The sequence below is a fragment of the Mesorhizobium sp. M1423 genome (assembly GCF_040317575.1).
In the GTDB taxonomy this organism is placed as follows: domain Bacteria; phylum Pseudomonadota; class Alphaproteobacteria; order Rhizobiales; family Rhizobiaceae; genus Mesorhizobium.
On record NZ_JAMYKU010000004.1, the window covers coordinates 249851 to 271033 of the forward strand.

Consider the following 21183-nt stretch of genomic DNA (forward strand, 5'->3'; position numbering starts at 1 on the left):
TTGCAAGGAGAACCAGCGGCAAGACAAAGAAGTGCGCACGCCGAAGCGCAGCCGCTTCGGCGCTGCCGAAACGTCAGAGCAGAGGGTCGATGATGGCCGACATTTCCGCAATCGACATCGCCCCTTTGTAGGTCTTTCCGTTGATGAAAAAGGTCGGTGTGGAATCGACCTTGAATTCGTCGGCGCCGCGCTTCTGGACGGATCTCACATCGTCCAGATGCTTCTGGTCCGTCAAGCAGGCCTCGAAGGACTCCTGTGTAAAACCGGCAAGCTTGGCGATTTGCAGCAGTGCGTCCTTGGTATTGTTCACACCAACCCAGTTCGCCTGCTGCCTGAACAGCACGTCGACCATCGGGAAATAGTTGTCCTTGGAGCAGCGCGCCAGCATGAAACCGGCCTCGGCGCTGGGGTCGAACGGAAATTCGCGCAGGATGTAACGGGCCTTGCCGGTGTCGATATATTTCGTCTTCAGCTCCGGAAAAGTGGTCTCGGCGAAATGCGCGCAATGCGGGCAGGTCATCGATGCATATTCAACGATGGTGACCTTTGCGTCGTCCTTGCCGAGCTGCATGTCGGGCAGCGCGCCGGGCTTCAACAAGGCTGCCATATCCACCGTGCCCTGAGCTTCAGGCGCTTTGGCGGCGGCTGGAGCGGCCGGCTTCGCAGGTTCCGCCGGAGCCGCAGGCTTCACATCCTGCGCCTCGGCTTTCTCGCCGGAATCGCTGCAGGCGGCAAGCAGCGCCACCGCTGGTATGGCGGCGAGCGACGACAAGAGATTTCTGCGGGACAAGGAACGGATCATACGAATCACCTGGCAATAGTTGGATTTTGCAATGCAAAGGCTACAAAAAGCGAGAGTTGGCGCGAATTAAGGCATTGCCACCCCTATTCCAATCGGCAAATTCGAGCATGCCATCACGATAGCGCGAGATTACGGCTTCCTTTGGCCTAGAATGGTGGCGCCAAGCCGCTCCAGCGAGGCGCGCAGCCCGTCGTCCTCGATCAAACCGACAGTGCCCGACAGCTTCGCCTTCTCGGCCACGGTCAGCGGCCGCAAAATGGGTTTCGGCTTTTCCTTGCCAGTCATTACCGGTTTCTGCACGATCCTGATCCGGCCGATCGCATTGAAGCCGAGAAACGCATTGACCCGGTTGATGATCTCGCCGGTCTCGTGCTGCAGATGCAGTGCCGCCACACCCTCGCAGGCAATCACCAGCACCGCCGGCTCGAACGGATCGTCCTCGTGCATGCGGCGTGGCCACTGGATCTTTTCCGGGCGCGAGCGGCCGGCAAGCCGCGGCCCGGCAATCTCTTCCCACGACTGAACCAGCCCGATCGACATGCCGGCCCGCTTGCGCAGCACCGGGTCGAGGATCTCGGTTGCGAGATCGCTCACCGGAACGGGATTGCCGAAGGGCCTTTTCCCTGCCATGTGCGTTCTCCAGTCACCAGCTTCAGCACCAGTGGATTAGGGCCGACCCTCGATCAATGGCACTGCACGACCAGACCCGCAAGGCCGTATCCGGAGACAATGGCGAGATCGCGTTCCGGCTGCTTGGCTGGTACGACGCGCATCACCGCGACCTGCCCTGGCGCGTTCCGCCGCGCGCGCTGGCAGGCGGCGCGCAGCCCGATCCCTATCTGGTCTGGCTTTCCGAGGTGATGCTGCAGCAAACCACGGTCGAGGCGGTAAAATCCTATTTCCGGGCGTTCGTGCAGAAGTGGCCAACTGTCGAGGCACTGGCGGCGGCACCGATCGAAGACGTCATGAAGGCCTGGGCCGGGCTCGGCTATTATTCTCGCGCCCGCAACCTCAAGGCTTGCGCCGATCTCGTCGCGCGGCTAGGCGGCCGCTTTCCGGACAGTGAGACCGGCTTGAAGGAACTGCCCGGTATCGGCGCCTATACGGCAGCGGCGATCGCGGCGATCGCCTTCGACCGACCAGCCGCGGTCGTCGACGGCAATGTCGAACGGGTCGTCTCACGGCTGTTTTCGATCGCCACGCCGCTGGGCGAAGCCAAGGGCGAGATACGCAGCCACGTCGAGCACATGGTTCCCGGGACAAGGCCCGGCGACTTCGCGCAGGCGATGATGGACCTGGGCGCGACGATCTGCACGCCGCGCCGGCCCCGCTGCATGCTTTGCCCCGTCAGGCAGGATTGCAGCGCCACAATCTCGGGCGATCCCGAGCGCTTTCCGGTCCGCCTGCCCAAGGCCGAGAAACCCTTGCGCCGCGGCGCCGCTTTCGTCGCCGTCAGGGGCGACGGCGCCGTGCTTTTGCGCAAGCGCGTCGAAAAAGGCCTGCTGGGCGGCATGACCGAAGTGCCGACGACCGGCTGGACCGCGCGCATCGACGGCGCCACAACGGAAGCGGCAGCCCCGTTCCCCGGCGACTGGCGGCAGGCCGGACGCATCGGCCATGTCTTTACCCATTTTGCGCTCGAACTCGACGTGTTCAAGGCGGAGACCGACAGCGCCGCCCCGCCCGGGCATTTCTGGTCGCTGGCCCATGAAATTTCCGGGGAAGCGCTGCCGAGCGTCATGAAAAAGGTAATCGAAGCGGCGATACCGGGCGCGACGAAGAAGCAGCGGCCGCATTGAAAGAGAGAAGAATGTCCGAAATCCGCCACATCGTTTTCGACATCGGCAAAGTGCTGATCCACTATGATCCGAACCTGCCCTTCAGCCGCTTGATCCCCGATCCAGACGAACGGAAATGGTTCTTCGACAATGTCTGCACGCATGACTGGAACATCGAGCAGGACCGCGGCCGGACCTGGGAAGAGGCAGAGACGCTACTGATCGCCCAGTACCCGGATCACGAACAGAATATCCGCAATTTCCGCCGCCATTGGCACGAAATGGCACCGCATGCCTATGATGACAGCGTAGCCATCATGGAGCGCCTGATCGACACGGGCCACGATGTGACGCTGCTGACCAACTGGGCTGACGATACGTTCCGCGAAGCGCGCGACCGCTTTCCGTTCCTGGAGCGCCCGCGCGGCATCACCGTGTCAGCCGAGATCGGGCTAATCAAGCCGGATCGCGCCATCTATGATCACCACGTCACCGCGTTCGACCTCGAACCGTCAGCCACGCTATTCATCGACGACAGCCAGAAAAATGTCGACGGCGCCAAGGCGGCCGGCTGGCAGTCGGTGCTGTTCACCGATGCAAAGACGCTCAGGGCGGACCTTGCGCGTCTTGGGATCAAGGTGTGATTTGAATCGCTTCCAGGGACTGGCTGAGCCTTCGCATTAACTGATCTGTCGCAACTCAGAAACCGTCAGGCCCCTGCCCGTTCCATGCCTAGCCGCGCAATGCGGCGAAGCTCGTCAATCGGGGTCAGGCCTCCGCTGCGCTCATAATGCCAGAAGGTCCATCCGTTGCAGGCGTCCAGCCCCTGTACCTCAGCGCCGATCTTGTGGATCGACCCGGCACTGTCGCCGATCGCCAGCGTGCCGTCGGCACGCACCTTGGCCGCCCAGCGCTTCTTGGCGTCGTAGAGCGTGGCGCCGGGTGCCACCAGGCCATTATCGAGCAGGGTGACGAAGGCGACGCGCGGCTCGGCGCGCTTGCCGGTCAGCACTGTCAAATTGGCGCCGTCCAGCGGCCGGACCGCATCGATGCGTTCCATGGCGGCATCGATATAGGCTTGCTCACGCTCGATGCCGACGAAGTGGCGGCCAAGCCGTTTGGCCACCGCACCGGTGGTTCCTGAACCGAAGAAGGGATCGAGCACGATGTCGCCGGGCCGGGTCGATGCCGTCATGACGCGGGCAAGCAACGCTTCCGGCTTCTGCGTCGGATGCAATTTATCGCCATTGTCGTTTTTCAGGCGCTCGCCGCCAGTGCAGATCGGAAACAACCAGTCGGAGCGCATCTGAATGTCGTCGTTCGACGCCTTCAGCGCCTCGTAGTTGAAGGTATAACCCTTGCCCTTCTGGTCGCGCGATGCCCAGATCATCGTCTCATGGGCATTCTGGAAACGGCGGCCACGGAAATTGGGCATTGGATTGGTCTTGCGCCAGACGACGTCGTTGAGGATCCAGAAGCCCAGGTCCTGCATCTTGGCGCCGACCCTGAAAATATTGTGGTAAGAGCCGATGACCCAGATCGTACCGTTGGGCTTCAACACGCGGCGCGCCGCCAGCAGCCAGGCGCGGGTGAAGGCGTCGTAGGCCTCAAAACTGTCGAACTGGTCCCAATGGTCGTCGACGGCATCGACCTTGGATTGGTCGGGCCGGTGCAGATCGCCATCGAGCTGCAGATTGTAAGGCGGATCGGCAAAGATCACGTCGATCGACTTTTCCGGCAGCCGTTCGAGCGCGGCGACGCAGTCGCCCTTCAGGATGGTATCCAGCCACTCGGATTGCTGGGGAGCATCGGAAAGCTCGTCGAGAAGACGCACGGCAGACATTATGACACCCAGGGCACGCGTTACTGTTTACTGTCCGTTATGGTTACCGATCAGCGTAAATATTCAGTGAAGCATACTGCCGAATTTGCGAAGCCCGCCCTGTTGGTGTATGCCGCGCCGCCTGAGCCGTTTGGACCAAAGGCCTCTCGGCATTCCCTTCATCCCGCTTTCCGGATCACCATGCCCCAGCCAGACCTTGTCATCTTCGATTGCGACGGCGTGCTCGTCGATTCCGAAATCATCGCCGCACGCATCGATGCCGAGCTTTTGACCTCGGCCGGCTATGAGATATCGGCGGAGGAGATTTCCGAGGTCTATGCCGGGCTGACTTTCAAGGACATCATGATGCGGGTCGAGGAAAAGTCCCGGATCCCGTTCCAGGCCTCGCTGATCGACAAGGAGGAACAGCTGGTCGATCGCCGGCTGCGCAGCGACGTGCGTGCCATCGACGGGGCGCACGAGGCTGTCGCCGCGGTAACAGTGCCGCGCTGCGTCTGTTCGAATTCGCGTTCGGAGCGGATCGAATTCATGCTAGAGAAGGTGCAGCTTTTGCCATTCTTCGCCGGCCGCATCTTTTCCTCGCTGGAAACCCCGACCGGGAAAACCAAGCCGGCGCCCGATGTGTTTCGGTTCGCCGCGGAAAAGCTCAAGGCCGATCCTGCGAACACCTTCGTCATCGAGGATTCCGTGCATGGCGTCACCGGCGCCAAGACGGCGGGAATGCGCGTCATCGGCTTCACCGGCGCGGCGCACAGTTATCCCGGCCACGCCGATGCGCTGACCGAGGCCGGTGCCGAAACGGTCATCCGCCGCTGGGCGGAACTGAAAAGCGTGATCGCCGCGCTGTCGGAATGGTCGGCGGACGCCTGAGAGGCCGCCTCCAACCGCCGTGGCGCGAATGCACCGGCTCAGTTGGTCGCGGCGGCTTTCTTCTTCTTCGGCTTGTCCGACGCCCCTTTCGGAGCGCCCTCATCATACCCGGCAAATGCCTGGTAGTCCCGCGCCGTCGGCTCCGGAACGACGACGTTGGAATCGGTGAAGACGAACTGCGTGGCACTCGAGGGATCGGTAACCTGGACCTGATAGGAATGAAGCTGCGAATAGAGAACTTCGGTGCCGTGCATCACCGCGATACGGATCGGCATGGTGATGGTACCGGGGGCGAACATCGGGCCAGGCACGACCTTGCCGGCAACGGCTATCTTCATCGACAAGGAGCCGTTGGCGCGGCTGCAGTCGCGGGTCACATCGGTGATCGAAGCCTGATAGATGATCTTGGCGGAATCATCCGGCTGATCGACGCCAGCCGCGTCCGCTGCCGGCTGGGCGGCTTGGGCATCCTCGGCGGCAACATCGGTTTTTTTCTTCGGCTTCGGACCGCTCTTGGCGTAGGTATTGAAGAAGGCGGTGCCGTCACGCAACGTCACTTTCGGGCAATAGGCCTGCAGCTGGCTGGAAAGCACCTTGGGGTCGGGTGGCGGTGGCGGCGTCGTATCCTTCTTGCCGAAGCCGAGAATGCCATTGTCGCTCGATTGGCAGCCTGCGGCGGCAAGCATAAAGCCGGTGAGCGCCAGACCCGCGACAAAACGACCGTTGAATGAATGAAACGCCATGAACTGCACTTCCCTCTCGCAAAGCCGGTGACGTATATCAACCGCGCGGCAAAAATGCGACTGAGCCAGCGCAGAAATCCACCACCTTACGGCGGGCGAAGATTCCCGGCAGCAATGGAAACGTGACGATGCAATATGTGAGTACCCGCGGGGAAGCGCCCGCGCTTGGATTTTCCGACGCGGTGCTGGCCGGGCTGGCCCGCGACGGCGGGCTCTATCTGCCGAGCGCCTGGCCGAATTTTTCTGCAGCCGAGATCCGCGCCATGCGCGGCCTTGCCTATCCCGATCTTGCCATCCGCGTGCTGTCGCCGTTCCTCAGTGGCGAGATCGTGGCGCCGGTGTTCGAACGGCTGGTGCGCGAAGCCTATGCGACCTTCCGCCATGAGGCCGTCTGCCCGCTGGTGCAGAGCGGGCCGAACAGCTTCGTGCTCGAGCTCTTCCACGGCCCGACGCTCGCGTTCAAAGACGTGGCGATGCAGCTTCTCGCGCGGCTGATGGACCATGTGCTGGCCGAGCGCGACCAGCGCGCCACCATTGTCGGCGCCACCTCCGGCGACACCGGAGGGGCCGCCATCGATGCCTTTGCCGGGCGCAACCGCACCGACATCTTCGTGCTTTTCCCGCACGGCCGCGTCTCGCCGGTGCAGCAGCGGCAGATGACGACCTCGACCGCCGCAAACGTCCACGCATTGGCGATCGAAGGCAATTTCGACGACTGCCAGGGCCTGGTGAAGGACATGTTCAACGACCACGGTTTTCGCGACCGGGTGTCGCTATCCGGCGTCAATTCGATCAATTGGGCCCGCATCATGGCCCAGATCGTCTATTATTTCTCCTCCGCGCTGTCGCTTGGCGCGCCCGACAGGCCGGTTTCCTTCACGGTGCCGACCGGCAATTTCGGCGACATTTTCGCCGGCTACGCAGCCAAGAAGATGGGATTGCCGATCGAGCGGCTGATCATCGCCACGAACGACAACGATATTCTGGCGCGCACGCTGGCGACCGGCGAATACCGCATGAAAGGGGTCTTTTCGACCACGTCGCCCTCGATGGACATCCAGGTGTCTTCGAACTTCGAACGCTTGCTGTTCGAGGCGTCCGGCCGCGATGCCTCGACCGTGCGGCGCTACATGAACGGGCTCAAGCAGTCCGGCGCCTTCACCATCGAGGCGGGCGAAATCGCCAAGATCCGCTCCGAATTCGACGCCGGCCGCGCCACCATGGACGAGGTCGCCGCCACAATCCGCACCACACTTGCGGTGAGCGGCTATCTGCTCGACCCGCACACCGCCGCAGCCGTGCACGTGGCCGCCGGCAAAGCCGCCGGTGGGGTGCCGATGGTGGTGCTGGGCACTGCGCACCCGGCAAAGTTTCCGGCGGCCGTCGAAGCTGCCAGCGACGTGTCGCCTGCTCTCCCCGCGTGGCTAGGCGGGTTGATGAGCGCCGAGGAAAAATACACGGTACTTCCATCCGACCTGAAAATGGTGGAAGATTATGTCGGCCGCCACACGCGGGCGGCGCGTTAGGGAGTAATTGCCATATGGGTGTTGAGGTAAGCCGTCTGTCGAACGGCCTGACAGTCGCCACCGAAACCCTTCCAAGCCTCGAATCTGTTGCCCTTGGTGCCTGGGTCAAGTCGGGCGCACGCAACGAGCGTGACGAAGAGCACGGGATGGCGCACTTGCTCGAGCACATGGCTTTCAAGGGCACCAGGCGGCGAAGCGCCTTCGAGATCGCCTCGGAGATCGAGGACGTCGGCGGCGAGATCAATGCCGCGACCAGCGTCGAGACGACCTCCTATTATGCAAGGGTTCTGAGCGACGATGTGCCGCTGGCGGTCGATATCCTTTCCGACATCCTGCAGGACTCCGAATTCGATCCGCAGGAGCTGGAGCGCGAGCAGCATGTGATTCTGCAGGAGATCGGCGCCGCGCACGATACGCCCGACGATGTAGTTTTCGATCACTTTACCGAGACCGCCTTCCGCCACCAGACTATCGGCCGCTCGATACTCGGCACGCCGGAAACCGTCAAATCCTTCACTTCGAAGCAGCTGCACGACTTCATCGAACGGCAGTACGGCGCCGAGAACATGGTGATGGTGGCGGCCGGCGACATCAAGCACGACGATTTCGTGCGCGAGGTCGAAAAGCGTCTCGGCGGCTTCCGCGGCAAGGCCGACGGCACCATCCCGCAATATGCGCAATATGTCGGCGGCGATTTTCGCGAAGACCGCGACCTGATGGACGCCCAGATCGTGCTGGGTTTCGAGGGCCGTGCCTATCACGTCCGCGATTTCTATGCCTCTCAGGTCCTGTCGATGATCCTCGGCGGCGGCATGTCGTCGCGGCTTTTCCAGGAAGTCCGCGAAAAACGCGGCCTGTGCTATTCGGTCTATGCCTTCCATTGGGGTTTTTCCGACACCGGCGTCTTCGGGGTCCATGCGGCAACCGGACAAAGCGATATCGCCGAGCTGGTGCCTGTGATCATCGACGAGCTGCAAAAGGCCGGCGAAAACATCCTGCAGGAGGAGCTCGACCGGGCGCGTGCCCAATACCGCGCCGGGCTGATCATGTCGGCCGAGAGCCCGGCCAGCCGCGCCTCGCAGATCGCCAGGCAGTTGCTTCTGTTCGGCAGGCCGATCGCCAAGGAAGAGCTGATGGAGCGGCTGTCGGCGCTGACGGTCGAGCGGCTGACGGATCTGTCGTCGCGGCTTTTTTCGACGAAGCCGACGCTTACAGCCGTCGGGCCGGTGGGTACGCTCGCGCCCTATGAAGCGATCCTCGATTCGCTTTCGGGCTCGCAGACCACTGCCCGTAAGCTTGCCGTCTAAGCTTATTCGAGCGTCGTGTTCGCGCTCCCTTTCTTTCGCCGCGACCTGCCGGCACTGAAGGGCGACCTTGTCACGCTGCGTGTGCCGCTGACCAACGACTATCGCGAGTGGTCGGTGCTGCGCGGCGAAAGCCGCGCCTTCCTTGAGCCGTGGGAGCCGCGATGGACCCCTGACGAGCTCGACCGCACCGCATGGCGGCATCGTATCGGCCGCTACCGCGAGGACTATGCGCAGGGGACGGCGATCGCCTTCTTCATCTTCGAGAAAAGCAGCGGCAAGCTTGGCGGCGGTATCACCCTCGGCAATATCCGCCACGGGGTCGCCCAAAGCGGCCATATCGGCTACTGGATCGGCGAGCGCTTCAGCGGACGCGGCCTGATGACCGATGCCGTCAAGGTGGTGACGCGTTTCGCCTTCGAAACGCTGCGGTTGCACCGGATCGAAGCTGCCTGTATCCCCGATAACGCCCGGTCGATCCGCGTGCTTGAAAAAGCCGGATTCCGGCGCGAAGGACTGCTACGATCCTATCTCAGGATCAACGGCATCTGGCAGGACCATTACCTATACGCCCGAATCGCGGACGATCCGCCGGGCGTTGGAACAAAGGGCTGATTTTGACGAATTTTCTGCGCAACGGGTCGCTGCTTGCCCTTATGCTGGCGGCAATCGTCACGCTCTGCGCGGCATCCTCGGCGTTTGCGGTCGAACCGATCAAGATTGCCCGCGACGACGTGGCGCTCGACCTTTCGGGTGCCGTTGAAATCTACCGCAACCAGGGCGAGAATTTCCAAGTCTCAACGGCACCCGGCCCGGACGGCATCGTGCGGCGAATCGAGGTCGAGGCCAATGACGCGCGCTCGACCGGCGACTGGGCGGTGTTCGCGCTCGCCAATACCACCGATCAGCAGCTCGACAGGCTGATTGTCGCACCGCATTTCCGGCTGGTGAATTCCGGCCTGTTCTGGCCGGATCTCGGCTCGACCCGTATCGCCGCGATCACGCCCAGCGAAGGCTTTGCGCTCGACCGCCAGACCAGCCCCGACGCCGACGTGTTCCGGGTGACGCTGAACCCCGGAACGGTGATTACCTTCATCGCCGAGCTCGCCTCGCCCAAGCTGCCGCAGGTCTATCTGTGGGACCCCGAATCCTACAAGGACTCGGTCAATTCCTACACGCTGTTTCGTGGCATCGTCATCGGCATCGCCGGCCTGCTGGCGCTGTTCCTGACCATTCTTTTCGTCGTCAAGGGGACCTCGATGTTCCCGGCGACGGCGGCCCTAGCCTGGGCGGTGCTTGCCTATATCTGCGTCGATTTCGGCTTTCTCAACAAGATCATAGAAATATCCCCGGGCAATGAGCAGATGTGGCGCGCCGGAACGGAGGTGGCGCTTGCGGCGACCTTCGTGGTGTTCCTGTTTGCCTATCTCAACCTCAACCGATGGCACGGCCATTTCAGCTACGGCGCACTGGTCTGGATCCTCGGGCTGGTGCTGATCGCCGGCGTTGCCATCGTCGATCCGGCGGTTGCCGCCGGCATTGCCAGGCTGTCCTTCGCAGCCACCGCGCTGACCGGGCTCGGCCTGATCATCTTCCTCGGTATACGCGGTTACGACCGCGCCATCATGCTGGTGCCCAGTTGGGTGATGGTTCTGCTGTGGCTATGCGGATCGTGGATGGCAATCACCGGCATGCTGGACAACGATATCGCCCAGCCGGCGCTGGGCGGTGGGCTGATCCTCATCATCCTGCTGATCGGCTTCACCGTGATGCAGCACGCTTTTGCCGGCGGCGCCCTGCATCAGGGCCTGTTCTCCGACCTCGAGCGGCAGGCGTTGGCGGTTGCCGGATCGGGCGATACCGTGTGGGACTGGGACGTGCTGCGCGACCGTGTCGTCACTCGTCCCGACGTCAGCATTCAGCTCGGCCTTGCGCCCAACAGCCTCGGCGGCCCTGCCCGCAACTGGCTGCCGGTGCTGCATGCCGACGACCGCGACACGTTTCGTACGACACTCGACGTGGTGCTCGAGCACCGGCGCGGCCGGGTGTCGCAAAACTTCCGCCTGCGCGGCGCCGACGGGCACTATCACTGGTTTTCGCTGCGCGCCCGGCCGGTGATCGGCTCGGACGGCGAGGTCATCCGCTGCGTCGGCACCATGGTCGACGTGACGGAGCAGAAGAAGTCCGAGGAACGGCTGCTGCATGACGCCGTACATGACAATCTGACCGGCCTGCCCAACCGCGAGCTGTTCATGAACCGGCTGGAGGCGATCATCTCGATCGCCCGCACCGAAGAGAAGGTGCGCCCGACCGTCTTCGTCATCGACATCGACCGCTTCAAGCAGGTCAATGACGGGCTCGGCATCTCGGCCGGCGACACCATCCTTTTGACCATCGCGCGCCGGCTGCACCGGCTGCTCAAGCCGAAGGATTCGCTGTCGCGATTTGCCGGCGACCAGTTCGCGCTGATGCTTTTGTCGGAGCAGGATCCGGCTCGCATCGCGGCCATTGCCGATGCCATCAAGCACGCCATCAACAACCCGATCACCTTCGCTAAGCGCGAGATCGTGCTGACTGCCTCGATCGGGCTGATCACCTGGACCTCCACGCAGACCTCGGCCGAGGACATGGTCAAGGATGCCGAGCTTGCCATGCATCAGGCCAAGCGCTTCGGCGGCGACAGGATCGAGCCGTTCCGGCCAGCCTTCCGCACCGTCGGCACCGACCGGCTGCAGTTCGAGTCCGATCTGCGCCGCGCTATCGAACGACGCGAATTCACGCTTGCCTACCAGCCAATCGTGCGGCTGGAGGACGGCAGCGTTGCCGGCTTCGAAGCGCTGCTGCGCTGGGACCATCCGCGTCGCGGCATGATCCCGCCGGCGGATTTCATCCCGGTCGCCGAAAACTGCGGCCTGATCGTGCAGCTTGGCCTGTTTGCCATGCAACAGGCTGCCGAAGACCTGGCAGGATGGCAAAAGCAGATCGGCGATGCGCCGCTGTCGGTCTCGGTCAATCTGTCCAGCCGTCAGCTCATCCGCCGCGACCTGGTCAGCGACGTCCGCTCGGTGATCGCGCGGGCCAATCTGAAACCGCGCTGCTTCCGGCTCGAACTCACCGAATCGCTGGTGATGGACAATCCCGAGCAGACCGCCCATGTGCTGACCAAGCTGAAGCAGCTTGGCATCGGCCTGTCGCTGGACGATTTCGGCACCGGCTATTCATCGCTGGCCTATCTGACGCGCTTTCCATTCGACACCATCAAGATCGACAAGAGCTTCGTCGACGACGCGACGCCGAAACGCGCGGTGCTGCTCAAATCCATGGTCAACATGGCGCATGAACTCGGCCTGTCGGTTGTCGCCGAAGGCATTTCGGACGAGAGCGATGCGCTGGAGTTGCGGCAGATGGGCTGCGAATACGTGCAGAGTTTCATGTTCGGAGCGCCGATGCCGGGCGACCAGGTGCTGAAGACGCTGAAGGAACAGTATCCGCTCACTCAGGCGTGACAAATTTCGGGACGTAATGAGGTTCAGGCGTGACCGGCAGCCAGGCTGAGATGCGCGAGATCGATGCCGATCGAGGCAAGGATCCGGTCGTATTTGCGGTCGATGTCGGCGTCGAACAGAAGCTCGGCACTAGCCGGGCAAGTCAGCCAGCCATTCTCGACGATCTCGTTTTCAAGCTGACCCGCACCCCAGCCGGCATAGCCGAGCGCCATCAGAGCCCGCCGGGGTCCGCGGCCGGAGGAGATGGCGCGCAATATGTCGACGGTCGCAGTCAGGCAGACGTCGTCGGACACGGCGAGCGAGGATTCCACCCGGTAGTCGCCCGAATGCAGGACGAAGCCGCGGCTGCGATCCACCGGTCCGCCATTGCGCACGACGAAGTCGCGCGCCGGCGGCGGCAGGCGAATTGCCTCCAGTTCGTTCATGATGCCGAGTTGCACGAGCAGGTCCGGAAACAGCATCTGCTGCGTCTGGTTGATGATCAACCCCATCGCGCCTTCGTCGCTGTGCGCGCAAATGTAGATGACGGAGCGCGTGAAGCGGTCGTCCTTCATGCCGGGCATGGCAATCAGGAACTGGTCGTCGAGAAAGCCGGGTCCTGCGGCCGTCTTTTTATGACGCAACAAATCCATGACCACAGCGTAACGCGTTTCCAGGGCGCCGAAAAGATGGGCGGCGCCCGATTTGATCAGGCTCTTAAGTCAAAGGTCACGCAAATATGATGCCGGCGGCGTCATGAAATCATTGTGCGGCCATCAATAGACGATCAAATCATCGCCATGCAAAGCTTGAAAATCCTGCTGCTTGGCGTGGCCATTGGGTCGGCGACCTGCCTCCCCGCCTCAGCCTCCTCGTCGGCCTGGTACAATAGCGAAGGCGGCCGGGTGCGGCTGGTGACGAGCGGCAAAGCCGACGAGGCCGGGCGTCTCCAAGGTGTCCTCGACATTGCGCTGAAGCCAGGCTGGAAGACCTATTGGCGCGATCCGGGCGATGCGGGCGTGCCGCCACAGATCGACATCTCGGCCAGCACCAACATTGCCGACGCGACGCTTTCGTTTCCGCCGCCGCAGCGCCACGATGACGGCTATGGCAAATGGGCCGGCTACGACCACCCGGTTTCATTGCCGGTGACGTTCACGCTTGCTGCACCCGGCCAGCCGGCCGTCATCGATGCGGACATCTTCCTCGGCATTTGCGAAACCATCTGCATCCCGGTGCAGACAAGGCTGACCATCGATCCCGGCGCCGATCCCGACAACGCCGAGGATGCGGCACTGGTCAAGGCAGGCCTTGCAACTCTGCCCGCCACGGCAACGCCCGATTTCGGAATAAACGTACTGCCGGGCGATCACGAAACCCTGATTGTCGAAGCGAGCTTTCCGGGCACTCCCGAGGCCGCCGACTTCTTCGTTGCCGGCGAACGCGACTACATGTTCGGTGCCCCGACCCGCAGCGAAAAGGATGGCAAGCTGATCTTTACGGTGCCGATCCTCGACAGGCCGTCGACAACGCCAACCGATGGCGGCCTTCACTACACACTGACAAGTGCCGCTGGCGCGGTCGAAGGCCTGCTGCCTTTTCCGTGATGCCAACGTCTGGACGGTTGCCGGGCGCGCCTTAGTTCGCTATCGCAAGGACACTCCCTTTCCATTCTCAAGCGAGGACCATCATGACGATCTCCGTTGGCGACAAACTGCCGGGTGCGACCTTCAAGACAATGACCGCCGACGGTGCAAAGCCGATCACGACGGGCGAGATATTCTCAGGAAAGACGGTCGTGCTGTTTGGCGTTCCAGGCGCTTTCACGCCGACCTGCAGCAATAATCACCTGCCGGGCTACCTGGATAATTACGACGCCATCCTGGCGCGCGGCGTCGACACTATCGCCGTCGTCTCGGTCAACGATGTTCACGTCATGGGAGCCTGGGCTCGCTTCAGCGGCGGTGAAGGCAAAATACTTTATCTTGCCGATGGCAATGGCGATTTCGCCAAATCGGTCGGCCTCGACGCCGACCTCTCCAGCGGCGGCATGGGGCTGCGCTCGAGGCGTTTTTCGATGATCGTCGATGACGGCAAGGTCACCGCACTCAATGTCGAGACAAAGCCCGGCGTCGACGAGTCCGGTGCGGCTCACATTCTCGGACAGCTTTCCGTCTTGGCGACAGCCTAGGCCAGGGATGACAAAGGGCGCCTTCGAGCGCTACGCGTTCAAAGGATGCCGCCTTTTCATCGGCGCATGATCCTTCCGAAAGCCGACCCGGTTTTCAGGGCCATGCGTTGGCGCTTCGGGACTGCTTGCTTTTTGGGACCTCGGTTATGTCTGACATCTTTTGGCGCGCTGTCGCGATCGGTATCGGCGCAACCGCGCTTATGGATATCTGGGCGATTTTCCTGAACAAGGCGTTTGCTCAGCCGCGGCCGAACTGGGGGCTGGTCGGCCGCTGGGTCTGGCATCTCAGGGAAGGCAAGGTCTTCCATGACGACATTGGCGAGGCCTCGCCCTATGCGCATGAATCTGCACTTGGCTGGGCCTTTCATTATGCTGTCGGCATCGTCTACGGCATCATACTGGTCGTGCTGGCCGGAACGGCCTGGCTCACCGCGCCAACCTTCCTGCCGGCCTTTATCCTCGGCATCGTCACCGTCGGCGCCGGTTGGTTTCTGCTGGCGCCCGGCATGGGTGCCGGCTGGGCCGCTTCGAAGCGCCTCAATCCAACGCAGGTCCGCGCCCTCAATCTGGTGTCGCACACGGTGTTCGCGCTCGGACTGTTCGGCACCGCCCTGCTCATCCGATAGCCAAGTCAGCCGTCGCGGCGCTGCGCCGGCCTGTCGATCGGCTGCCATCCATGGATAACGCGACGCGCACCGGTATCGTATGCGAAGTAGTTCCCGCCGCCCGCTGGCTGATCCGCCTCGCGGCTGATTTCCCGACCGCTCAAAGAGAGCAGCAGGAGCGTTCCGACACCTCCGTGCCCTATGAATGCGACGTCGACAGCGGCGTCGGTGCCTAGCACAGTGTCTACCTCGCTTAGAATACGACGCTGGGCATCGATAGCTCGCTCCCATCCACGAATGCTGCTGTTTGGATTGGCGAAGAATTGGTCGGCGACCGCTTCGAACTCGGAAGGCGGCAGGAAACCGGTTGCCGATCGGTCATTCTCATGCATCCCTTCCCTCACCTCGATCGCAAGGCGGAGATGCCTTCCGAGTATCTCGGCGGTTTCTATCGCCTTGCGTTCACCCGATGACACGATCCGCCGAATCGACCCAACCCACGGCTGATCGAGCATTGCCGATGTTCTCGCTCGCCCGACGTCGGATAGTCCCCATTCCGCCACTGGAACGTTGGCATCGACCTGAACCTGGGGATGCGTGATGTAGTATGCGATCGGCATGATAGAGCTCTTCCTGCCAGAGAGCGGACCCGCAGCCGGAATTCAATAGCTTTGGGTCGAGCGCCGCGCCTTTGTGGTCGTCGGCTGCTTTGACTGCGAACCTGGTACTGGTGCCACAGTCTTGACGAGCCCTTTCTTGAATGGCGCCATGCCGAGCCGCGCCAATTCGTCGGCGCGCTCGTTCTCGGGATGGCCGGCATGGCCCTTGACCCAATGCCAGGTGACCTGATGGCGGTTACGCGCTGCATCGAGCTGCTGCCACAGCTCGGCATTCTTCACCGGCTGCCTGGCGGCCGTCTTCCAGCCGTTGCGCTTCCAGCCGTCGATCCAGCTGAAAATACCGTCCTTGACATAGTTGCTGTCGGTATAAAGATCGACGGCGCAGGGCTCCTTGAGCGCATTAAGCGCCGAGATGGCCGCCAACAGTTCCATACGGTTGTTGGTGGTGGCAGCCTCGCCGCCCGACAGTTCTTTCGTGACACCGTTGAAGCGCAAGACCGCGCCCCAGCCGCCAGGCCCGGGATTGCCCGAACAGGCACCATCGGTGAAGATTTCAACGCGCTTGGTCATGTTAGTCCATATTCGGAAGGAGAGTTGATCGCCCGATGGAAGCGCATCCGGCGGATATATTCGGTCGGGTCGCGTTTCATCACAAGCCCGCCGTCCGGGACCGTCAGCCAGTCGTAGAGCCGGGTCAGCATGAAGCGCAGCGCCGAACCGCGCGCCAGCATCGGCAGCGCCGCTTTCTCGTCGCTGCTCAGCGGCCGCACGCTTTGGTAGCCGGCAAGCAACGCCGTGCCCTTGGTCAGATTGAAGGAAAAATCCTTCTCGAAGCACCAGGCGTTGAGGCACGTGGCAACATCATAAGCGTAGAGGTCGTTGCAGGCGAAATAGAAGTCGATCAGCCCGGACAGTTTCTCGCCGAGGAAGAATACATTGTCCGGGAAAAGATCGGCATGGATGATGCCCTGCGGCAGACCGTTCGGCCAGTTCCGCTCGAAATCGGCGAAATCGGCATCGACCTCGGCCGCCAATCCCGGCTCGACCTCATCGGCGCGGGCGTGGGCGGCGTTCCACAGCTTGCGCCAGCCATCGATGGCAAGGGCGTTGGGGCGGGTCATCGGGAAATCCGCGCCGGCGAGATGCAGTGCCGCCAGAGCCTTGCCGACCTCGCCGCAATGCCCAGCTGTCGGCCGCCGCAGCGATAGACCCTCAAGGAAGGTGATGATGACCGCCGGCCGGCCGGCAAGCGTTCCGATCACACCGCCATCCTGCGCGGTGACCGGGAGCGGGCACGAAATGCCCTTTCTGGCGAGGTGGGCCATGAGGCCCAGAAAGAACGGCAGGTCAGCCTTGTCGACGCGCTTCTCGTAAAGCGTCAGTATGTAGGAGCCGCTGCTGGTGTGCAGCAGAAAATTCGAATTTTCGGTGCCTTCGGCGATGCCCTTGTAGGACAAGAGATCGCCGACCGGATAGTTCCTGAGGAACTCGCCGAGCTCGCCCTCATTGACATCGGTGTAGACCGCCATCGTTGCTACGCAGCCCCATTGACGAAGGCCATGTCGGCTGCCGTCAGTTCGACATCGCGCAACACCCGCATCACCGGAAAATCCTCTGTCTCCGTCGCCGTCACGGCCAGCTCGATGGTCACGTCGAAGCGCTGCCGGAAGGCATCGACAATCTCGTCGACGATGATCTCCGGCGCCGAGGCGCCCGCCGACAGGCCGAGCGTCGAGATGGCGGCAATGTCATTCCATGGAATTTCGGAGGCGCGCTGCACGAGAAGTGACATCGAGGCGCCGGCGCGCTCGGCCACTTCGACCAGGCGTCGCGAGTTGGAGGAGTTGGGCGCACCGACGACCAGGAAAAGATCGGCGCCGGCTGCTGTTTCCTTGACCGCCTCCTGGCGATTGGTGGTGGCATAGCAGATCGATTCCGCCGCCGGCGCGTGCAGCTCGGGAAAACGTTGCTGCAGGGCGCGGATGATGCCGGCGGTGTCCTCGACCGACAGCGTCGTCTGGGTGACGAAACCGAGCGCTCGCGGGTCTACGGGCACGAAGCTTGCGGCGTCGGCTTCGGTCTCGATCAGAGTGACCGCGCCGTCCGGCAACTGGCCCATTGTGCCGATCACCTCAGGATGCCCGGCATGGCCGATCAAAAGCACGTGGCGGCCAAGCCGCTGATGGCGCATTGCCTGCTTGTGGACTTTCGAGACCAGCGGGCACGTCGCGTCGAGATAGAACAGGTTGCGGGACCGGGCGTCGGCCGGCACCGATTTCGGCACGCCATGCGCCGAAAAGACGACCGGGCTCTGGCGATGCTCGGGCGGGATCTCGGAGAGCTCCTCGATGAACACCGCGCCGAGGCTTTGCAGCCCTTCGACGACGTAGCGGTTGTGCACGATCTCGTGGCGGACATAAACCGGCGCGCCATATTTCTTGAGCGCCAGCACGACGATCTGGATGGCACGGTCAACGCCCGCACAGAAACCGCGCGGCTGGCAGAGCCGGATGGTCAGCGGTGGCTTTGTCTGAAGCATGATTGCATCTTACGCTGATTGTAGGCCGGTTGATCGGACTATGACTTCTGAGCTCAAGGCGCGAAATGAGGTGTGCGGCCCTGCCCTGTCAAGGGTAGTGGCGGCGATCATTGGTCTTTCGCCGGGCGGCGGAGCCAGGAGATCAGGACACCGGCAAGGGCGACGGCAAGGCCGTACCAGGTTATCGCATATTGCAGATGGCTGTTCGGCAGGTCGATGACGGTGACGCCGCCGACGGGCAGCCCGCCGGGGTTGGCGGCGGCGTTCGCATCGATGAAGATCGGCACCAGCGCCGCACCTGCCGGCAGGCCGGCGCTCGAGGCCATCGCGTCACGATCTTTCCAGTAGAAGATGTTCTTCTGCGGATCATTGTCGGGAAGCATCATCGAGGGCTTGGCCGGCAGCGGGTTGCGGGCGAGCCCCGTCACCGTCACTTTGCCCGTCACCTGCCCCTGCGGCCGCTTGGCGGGGTCCTTGAAATCGTAGGGCACGAAGCCGCGGTTGATCAGCACGAAACGGCCATCCTCGAGTTGCAGCGGCGTGAAGACATCGAAGCCGGACTGGCCTTCCCAGGTGGCGAGGAAATGCCGTTCGCCTTGATGCAGGAAAGTGCCGGTCACTATCACCGGCGTGTAGTCCACGTCGCCGGTGGCAGCAAACCGCTTTTCGACCTCGGCCAATGGCACAGGCGCCGAATGCGTGCGCTGGTCGATCGTCTGGAGAAGGCCCTCTTTCCAGTGCAGGCGCTGAACCTGCCAGGTGCCGAGCGCCAGCAGGATCAAAGACACGACGATACCCAGGCCGAGCGCCAATGCGCGTTTCGGCCGCGACCGGCCGGCCACCAAACCTGATGCCTCGCTCATTCGCCGCGGTCCAGCCGGCCCTCGGCCGCCTTGTTGCGGTATTGCAGCGTCAGCAGCACGCCCTTGATCAGCCTGAGCGCCGCCAGGCACAGCACCAGCGTCAGCGGAATCCACAGCAACAGATGCAGCCAGAGCGGCGGATTGAGCGTCACCTCCATCCACAGCGCCAGGCCGACGACGATGAAGCCGATGATCAGAATAACGAACACCGCCGGCCCGTCGCCGGCATCGGCGAAGGAATAATCGAGGCCGCAATTGGTACAGCGATCGCCGACTGTGAGGAACCCGGAGAACAGCTTGCCCTCGCCACAGCGGGGGCAGCGGCCATGCAGGCCGGCCGAGATCGGATCGATTGGTGGCCAGATCGCCTTGTCGTCGCTCATGGGGTCATCCTAGGAGCATTTGCCGCAAAAGATAAGGCGGCCACGTCGCCGCAGCCGCCTTGTCTATTTCCTCGGCCCCATTTTCCTCGGGCCCATTTCCTCGGGCCAATGTCAGTGCGGTTCGATCATTGCGCCGTTCGATGCCCAGACATAGATCGAGGCAAACAGGAATAGCCACACCACGTCGACGAAATGCCAGTACCAGGCGGCGGCCTCGAAGCCGAAATGCTGCTTGGGCGTGAAGTCGCCCTTCATGGCGCGGATCAGGCAGACCAGCAGGAAGATAGTGCCGATGATGACGTGGAAACCATGGAAGCCGGTCGCCATGAAGAAGGTGGCGCCGTAGATCGAATCCCTGAAGCCGAATGGCGCATGCATGTACTCGTAGGCCTGCACCATGGTGAACAGCATGCCGAGGCCGACGGTCAGCACCAAGCCATTGATCAGCCCTTTGCGGTCGCCGTGGATGAGCGAGTGGTGCGCCCAGGTCACCGTGGTGCCCGACAGGAGCAAGATGACGGTGTTGTAAAGCGGCAGATGGAAAGGGTCGAGAACTTCGAGGCCCTTGGGCGGCCAGACGCCGCCGGTGAAGGCGGTACGGGCATACTGATGGACCTCGCCGGGGAACAGGCTGGCGTCGAAGAAGGCCCAGAACCAGGCGACGAAGAACATCACCTCGGAGGCGATGAACATGATCATGCCGTAGCGCAGATGCAGCGACACGACACGAGTGTGGTGTCCCTCATGCGCTTCCTTGATCGTATCAGACCACCAGGCGAACATCGTGTAGATGACGATCAGCAGGCCGATGAAGAACAACCATGGATTGGCGATGTTGAAACCGAAGATGGGGAAATCGCCGCCCTTGAGATATTGCATGTAACAGACGCCGCCGATCGCGGTCACCAGCGCCCCGACGGAGCCCAGGAAAGGCCATGGGCTCGGGTCGACGAGGTGGTAGTCATGTTGTGGTTTTGCGTGTGCGTCTGCCATATCAACCCCCGAGGCTTGCTTCGGTATCTGAACTCTTTTTGCGGCGGCCGTCGGCCGGCACCGATGATGCGACCGGCTTGGTCTTGTCGACCGGGAACATCGTATAGGACAGGGTAATCGTCCTCAAATCCTTCAGTTCCGGCGCGTTGACGATGTCGGGATCGACATAGAACACGACCGGCATGTCCAACGTCTCGCCCGGCTTCAGCGTCGTGTCGGTGAAGCAGAAACACTCGACCTTGTTGAAGTAAGGTCCGGCCAGTTCAGGCTGTACGTTGAAGGTGGCGCGTCCGGTGATGGGCCGGCTGAATTTGTTGGTCGCGCTGAAATGCGCCTCGGCTGTTTCGCCGATCTTGATGGTGATCGAGCGGGCGACCGGCTGGAATTGCCAGGGAATGCCGACGGTGTTGGCATCGAAGCGGATGGTGATGTCACGGTCGAGCACCCGATCGGCATATTGCTGGGTCGCCCGTTTAACGGTGCCGCCGTAGCCTGTCGCCTGGCAGAACATCGCGTAGAGCGGCACTGCGGCATAGGCCATGCCGATCATGCCGCCGAAGAACGCGATGCAGACGCCGGCGACGACGCGGTTCGTATTCTTCTTCGTAGGATCGGTGACTGTTTGCCTGGTCATGTTC

General features: G+C 62.4%; 23 protein-coding genes. 10 read left to right on the forward strand and 13 right to left on the reverse strand.

What is annotated here, in order from left to right:
- Window positions 1-73: 73 nt before the first annotated feature.
- A complete protein-coding gene (locus NKG95_RS07765) occupies window positions 74-802 on the reverse strand; it encodes a DsbA family protein (protein ID WP_353040363.1) in 729 nt (242 codons plus the stop codon).
- Window positions 803-931: 129 nt separating this feature from the next.
- Window positions 932-1432 (reverse strand): DUF721 domain-containing protein, encoded by a 501-nt coding sequence (locus NKG95_RS07770; RefSeq protein ID WP_023716944.1) that lies wholly within the window; start codon window positions 1430-1432, stop codon window positions 932-934.
- Between the two features lie 56 nt (window positions 1433-1488).
- Between NKG95_RS07770 and mutY the strand changes: the two genes are divergently transcribed.
- Both mutY and NKG95_RS07780 read left to right on the forward strand, forming a co-directional pair.
- Entirely contained in the window at window positions 1489-2601 is a 1113-nt protein-coding gene (mutY, locus tag NKG95_RS07775; protein ID WP_352639129.1) for an A/G-specific adenine glycosylase, read from the forward strand.
- Between the two features lie 11 nt (window positions 2602-2612).
- Window positions 2613-3224, forward strand: coding sequence for an HAD family hydrolase (locus NKG95_RS07780; protein WP_353040364.1), 612 nt, complete (start codon window positions 2613-2615; stop codon window positions 3222-3224).
- Between the two features lie 65 nt (window positions 3225-3289).
- Here NKG95_RS07780 and NKG95_RS07785 read toward each other — a convergent pair whose 3' ends face one another.
- Window positions 3290-4423 (reverse strand): site-specific DNA-methyltransferase, encoded by a 1134-nt coding sequence (locus tag NKG95_RS07785; RefSeq protein ID WP_023716941.1) that lies wholly within the window; start codon window positions 4421-4423, stop codon window positions 3290-3292.
- A gap of 180 nt (window positions 4424-4603) precedes the next feature.
- Between NKG95_RS07785 and NKG95_RS07790 the strand changes: the two genes are divergently transcribed.
- Complete coding sequence (locus NKG95_RS07790; protein WP_352639125.1) at window positions 4604-5293, forward strand: HAD family hydrolase; 690 nt, start codon at window positions 4604-4606, stop codon at window positions 5291-5293.
- 38 nt (window positions 5294-5331) lie between these two features.
- On the opposite strand, the gene NKG95_RS07795 is transcribed toward NKG95_RS07790, so the two are convergent.
- Entirely contained in the window at window positions 5332-6036 is a 705-nt protein-coding gene (locus tag NKG95_RS07795) for a hypothetical protein (RefSeq protein ID WP_353040365.1), read from the reverse strand.
- 128 nt (window positions 6037-6164) lie between these two features.
- Between NKG95_RS07795 and thrC the strand changes: the two genes are divergently transcribed.
- The 4 genes from thrC to NKG95_RS07815 are packed head-to-tail and all read left to right on the forward strand — an operon-like array spanning window position 6165 to window position 12372.
- Complete coding sequence (gene thrC, locus NKG95_RS07800; RefSeq protein WP_353040366.1) at window positions 6165-7562, forward strand: threonine synthase; 1398 nt, start codon at window positions 6165-6167, stop codon at window positions 7560-7562.
- Window positions 7563-7576: 14 nt separating this feature from the next.
- Window positions 7577-8869 (forward strand): M16 family metallopeptidase, encoded by a 1293-nt coding sequence (locus tag NKG95_RS07805; protein WP_352716258.1) that lies wholly within the window; start codon window positions 7577-7579, stop codon window positions 8867-8869.
- Between the two features lie 15 nt (window positions 8870-8884).
- Complete coding sequence (locus tag NKG95_RS07810; RefSeq protein ID WP_353040367.1) at window positions 8885-9481, forward strand: GNAT family N-acetyltransferase; 597 nt, start codon at window positions 8885-8887, stop codon at window positions 9479-9481.
- Between the two features lie 2 nt (window positions 9482-9483).
- Complete coding sequence (locus NKG95_RS07815; protein WP_023716935.1) at window positions 9484-12372, forward strand: EAL domain-containing protein; 2889 nt, start codon at window positions 9484-9486, stop codon at window positions 12370-12372.
- Between the two features lie 23 nt (window positions 12373-12395).
- Here the strand turns inward: NKG95_RS07815 and NKG95_RS07820 are convergent, their stop codons facing one another.
- The gene (locus NKG95_RS07820; protein ID WP_023716934.1) at window positions 12396-13004 is read right to left on the reverse strand and encodes a YqgE/AlgH family protein; all 609 of its coding nucleotides are present in this window, start codon (window positions 13002-13004) and stop codon (window positions 12396-12398) included.
- A gap of 147 nt (window positions 13005-13151) precedes the next feature.
- Between NKG95_RS07820 and NKG95_RS07825 the strand changes: the two genes are divergently transcribed.
- The 3 genes from NKG95_RS07825 (at window position 13152) to NKG95_RS07835 (ending at window position 15168) form a co-directional block, all read left to right on the forward strand.
- On the forward strand, window positions 13152-13958 hold the full coding sequence (locus tag NKG95_RS07825; RefSeq protein ID WP_023716933.1) for a protein-disulfide reductase DsbD domain-containing protein: 807 nt from the start codon (window positions 13152-13154) through the stop codon (window positions 13956-13958).
- An 83-nt stretch (window positions 13959-14041) separates the two neighbouring features.
- A complete protein-coding gene (locus NKG95_RS07830) occupies window positions 14042-14542 on the forward strand; it encodes a peroxiredoxin (protein WP_023716932.1) in 501 nt (166 codons plus the stop codon).
- Between the two features lie 146 nt (window positions 14543-14688).
- Window positions 14689-15168 (forward strand): DUF2938 domain-containing protein, encoded by a 480-nt coding sequence (locus tag NKG95_RS07835; protein WP_353040368.1) that lies wholly within the window; start codon window positions 14689-14691, stop codon window positions 15166-15168.
- A gap of 5 nt (window positions 15169-15173) precedes the next feature.
- On the opposite strand, the gene NKG95_RS07840 is transcribed toward NKG95_RS07835, so the two are convergent.
- The 8 genes from NKG95_RS07840 to NKG95_RS07875 all read right to left on the reverse strand — a co-directional run bounded on the left by NKG95_RS07840 (window position 15174) and on the right by NKG95_RS07875 (window position 21179).
- Complete coding sequence (locus NKG95_RS07840; protein WP_352639232.1) at window positions 15174-15767, reverse strand: histidine phosphatase family protein; 594 nt, start codon at window positions 15765-15767, stop codon at window positions 15174-15176.
- A gap of 42 nt (window positions 15768-15809) precedes the next feature.
- The gene (rnhA, locus tag NKG95_RS07845; RefSeq protein WP_352483707.1) at window positions 15810-16337 is read right to left on the reverse strand and encodes a ribonuclease HI; all 528 of its coding nucleotides are present in this window, start codon (window positions 16335-16337) and stop codon (window positions 15810-15812) included.
- Complete coding sequence (locus NKG95_RS07850; RefSeq protein WP_352814260.1) at window positions 16334-17296, reverse strand: homoserine kinase; 963 nt, start codon at window positions 17294-17296, stop codon at window positions 16334-16336. The genes rnhA and NKG95_RS07850 overlap by 4 nt, the downstream gene beginning before the upstream one ends.
- A gap of 5 nt (window positions 17297-17301) precedes the next feature.
- Window positions 17302-18306: a 4-hydroxy-3-methylbut-2-enyl diphosphate reductase gene (gene ispH, locus NKG95_RS07855; protein WP_352814262.1), complete on the reverse strand. Its 1005-nt coding sequence runs from the start codon at window positions 18304-18306 to the stop codon at window positions 17302-17304.
- Window positions 18307-18413: 107 nt separating this feature from the next.
- Window positions 18414-19169: an SURF1 family protein gene (locus NKG95_RS07860; protein WP_352483708.1), complete on the reverse strand. Its 756-nt coding sequence runs from the start codon at window positions 19167-19169 to the stop codon at window positions 18414-18416.
- On the reverse strand, window positions 19166-19552 hold the full coding sequence (locus NKG95_RS07865; protein WP_023716925.1) for a DUF983 domain-containing protein: 387 nt from the start codon (window positions 19550-19552) through the stop codon (window positions 19166-19168). The genes NKG95_RS07860 and NKG95_RS07865 overlap by 4 nt, the downstream gene beginning before the upstream one ends.
- A gap of 111 nt (window positions 19553-19663) precedes the next feature.
- The gene (locus NKG95_RS07870) at window positions 19664-20545 is read right to left on the reverse strand and encodes a cytochrome c oxidase subunit 3 (protein ID WP_023716924.1); all 882 of its coding nucleotides are present in this window, start codon (window positions 20543-20545) and stop codon (window positions 19664-19666) included.
- 1 nt (window position 20546) lies between these two features.
- Window positions 20547-21179: a cytochrome c oxidase assembly protein gene (locus tag NKG95_RS07875; RefSeq protein WP_353040369.1), complete on the reverse strand. Its 633-nt coding sequence runs from the start codon at window positions 21177-21179 to the stop codon at window positions 20547-20549.
- Window positions 21180-21183: the final 4 nt, after the last annotated feature.

What these genes read in the sequence shown, in the direction of transcription:
- NKG95_RS07790 (WP_352639125.1), top strand. Translation starts at nt 4,604, where the DNA reads ATGCCCCAGCCAGACCTTGTCATCTTCGATTGCGACGGCGTGCTCGTC.
- NKG95_RS07805 (WP_352716258.1), top strand. Translation starts at nt 7,577, where the DNA reads ATGGGTGTTGAGGTAAGCCGTCTGTCGAACGGCCTGACAGTCGCCACC.
- rnhA (WP_352483707.1), bottom strand. Translation starts at nt 16,337, where the DNA reads ATGACCAAGCGCGTTGAAATCTTCACCGATGGTGCCTGTTCGGGCAAT.
- NKG95_RS07785 (WP_023716941.1), bottom strand. Translation starts at nt 4,423, where the DNA reads ATGTCTGCCGTGCGTCTTCTCGACGAGCTTTCCGATGCTCCCCAGCAA.
- NKG95_RS07840 (WP_352639232.1), bottom strand. Translation starts at nt 15,767, where the DNA reads ATGCCGATCGCATACTACATCACGCATCCCCAGGTTCAGGTCGATGCC.
- mutY (WP_352639129.1), top strand. Translation starts at nt 1,489, where the DNA reads ATGGCACTGCACGACCAGACCCGCAAGGCCGTATCCGGAGACAATGGC.
- NKG95_RS07795 (WP_353040365.1), bottom strand. Translation starts at nt 6,036, where the DNA reads ATGGCGTTTCATTCATTCAACGGTCGTTTTGTCGCGGGTCTGGCGCTC.
- NKG95_RS07850 (WP_352814260.1), bottom strand. Translation starts at nt 17,296, where the DNA reads ATGGCGGTCTACACCGATGTCAATGAGGGCGAGCTCGGCGAGTTCCTC.
- NKG95_RS07875 (WP_353040369.1), bottom strand. Translation starts at nt 21,179, where the DNA reads ATGACCAGGCAAACAGTCACCGATCCTACGAAGAAGAATACGAACCGC.
- NKG95_RS07770 (WP_023716944.1), bottom strand. Translation starts at nt 1,432, where the DNA reads ATGGCAGGGAAAAGGCCCTTCGGCAATCCCGTTCCGGTGAGCGATCTC.
- ispH (WP_352814262.1), bottom strand. Translation starts at nt 18,306, where the DNA reads ATGCTTCAGACAAAGCCACCGCTGACCATCCGGCTCTGCCAGCCGCGC.
- NKG95_RS07865 (WP_023716925.1), bottom strand. Translation starts at nt 19,552, where the DNA reads ATGAGCGACGACAAGGCGATCTGGCCACCAATCGATCCGATCTCGGCC.
- thrC (WP_353040366.1), top strand. Translation starts at nt 6,165, where the DNA reads ATGCAATATGTGAGTACCCGCGGGGAAGCGCCCGCGCTTGGATTTTCC.
- NKG95_RS07780 (WP_353040364.1), top strand. Translation starts at nt 2,613, where the DNA reads ATGTCCGAAATCCGCCACATCGTTTTCGACATCGGCAAAGTGCTGATC.
- NKG95_RS07860 (WP_352483708.1), bottom strand. Translation starts at nt 19,169, where the DNA reads ATGAGCGAGGCATCAGGTTTGGTGGCCGGCCGGTCGCGGCCGAAACGC.
- NKG95_RS07820 (WP_023716934.1), bottom strand. Translation starts at nt 13,004, where the DNA reads ATGGATTTGTTGCGTCATAAAAAGACGGCCGCAGGACCCGGCTTTCTC.
- NKG95_RS07830 (WP_023716932.1), top strand. Translation starts at nt 14,042, where the DNA reads ATGACGATCTCCGTTGGCGACAAACTGCCGGGTGCGACCTTCAAGACA.
- NKG95_RS07825 (WP_023716933.1), top strand. Translation starts at nt 13,152, where the DNA reads ATGCAAAGCTTGAAAATCCTGCTGCTTGGCGTGGCCATTGGGTCGGCG.
- NKG95_RS07870 (WP_023716924.1), bottom strand. Translation starts at nt 20,545, where the DNA reads ATGGCAGACGCACACGCAAAACCACAACATGACTACCACCTCGTCGAC.
- NKG95_RS07835 (WP_353040368.1), top strand. Translation starts at nt 14,689, where the DNA reads ATGTCTGACATCTTTTGGCGCGCTGTCGCGATCGGTATCGGCGCAACC.
- NKG95_RS07765 (WP_353040363.1), bottom strand. Translation starts at nt 802, where the DNA reads ATGATCCGTTCCTTGTCCCGCAGAAATCTCTTGTCGTCGCTCGCCGCC.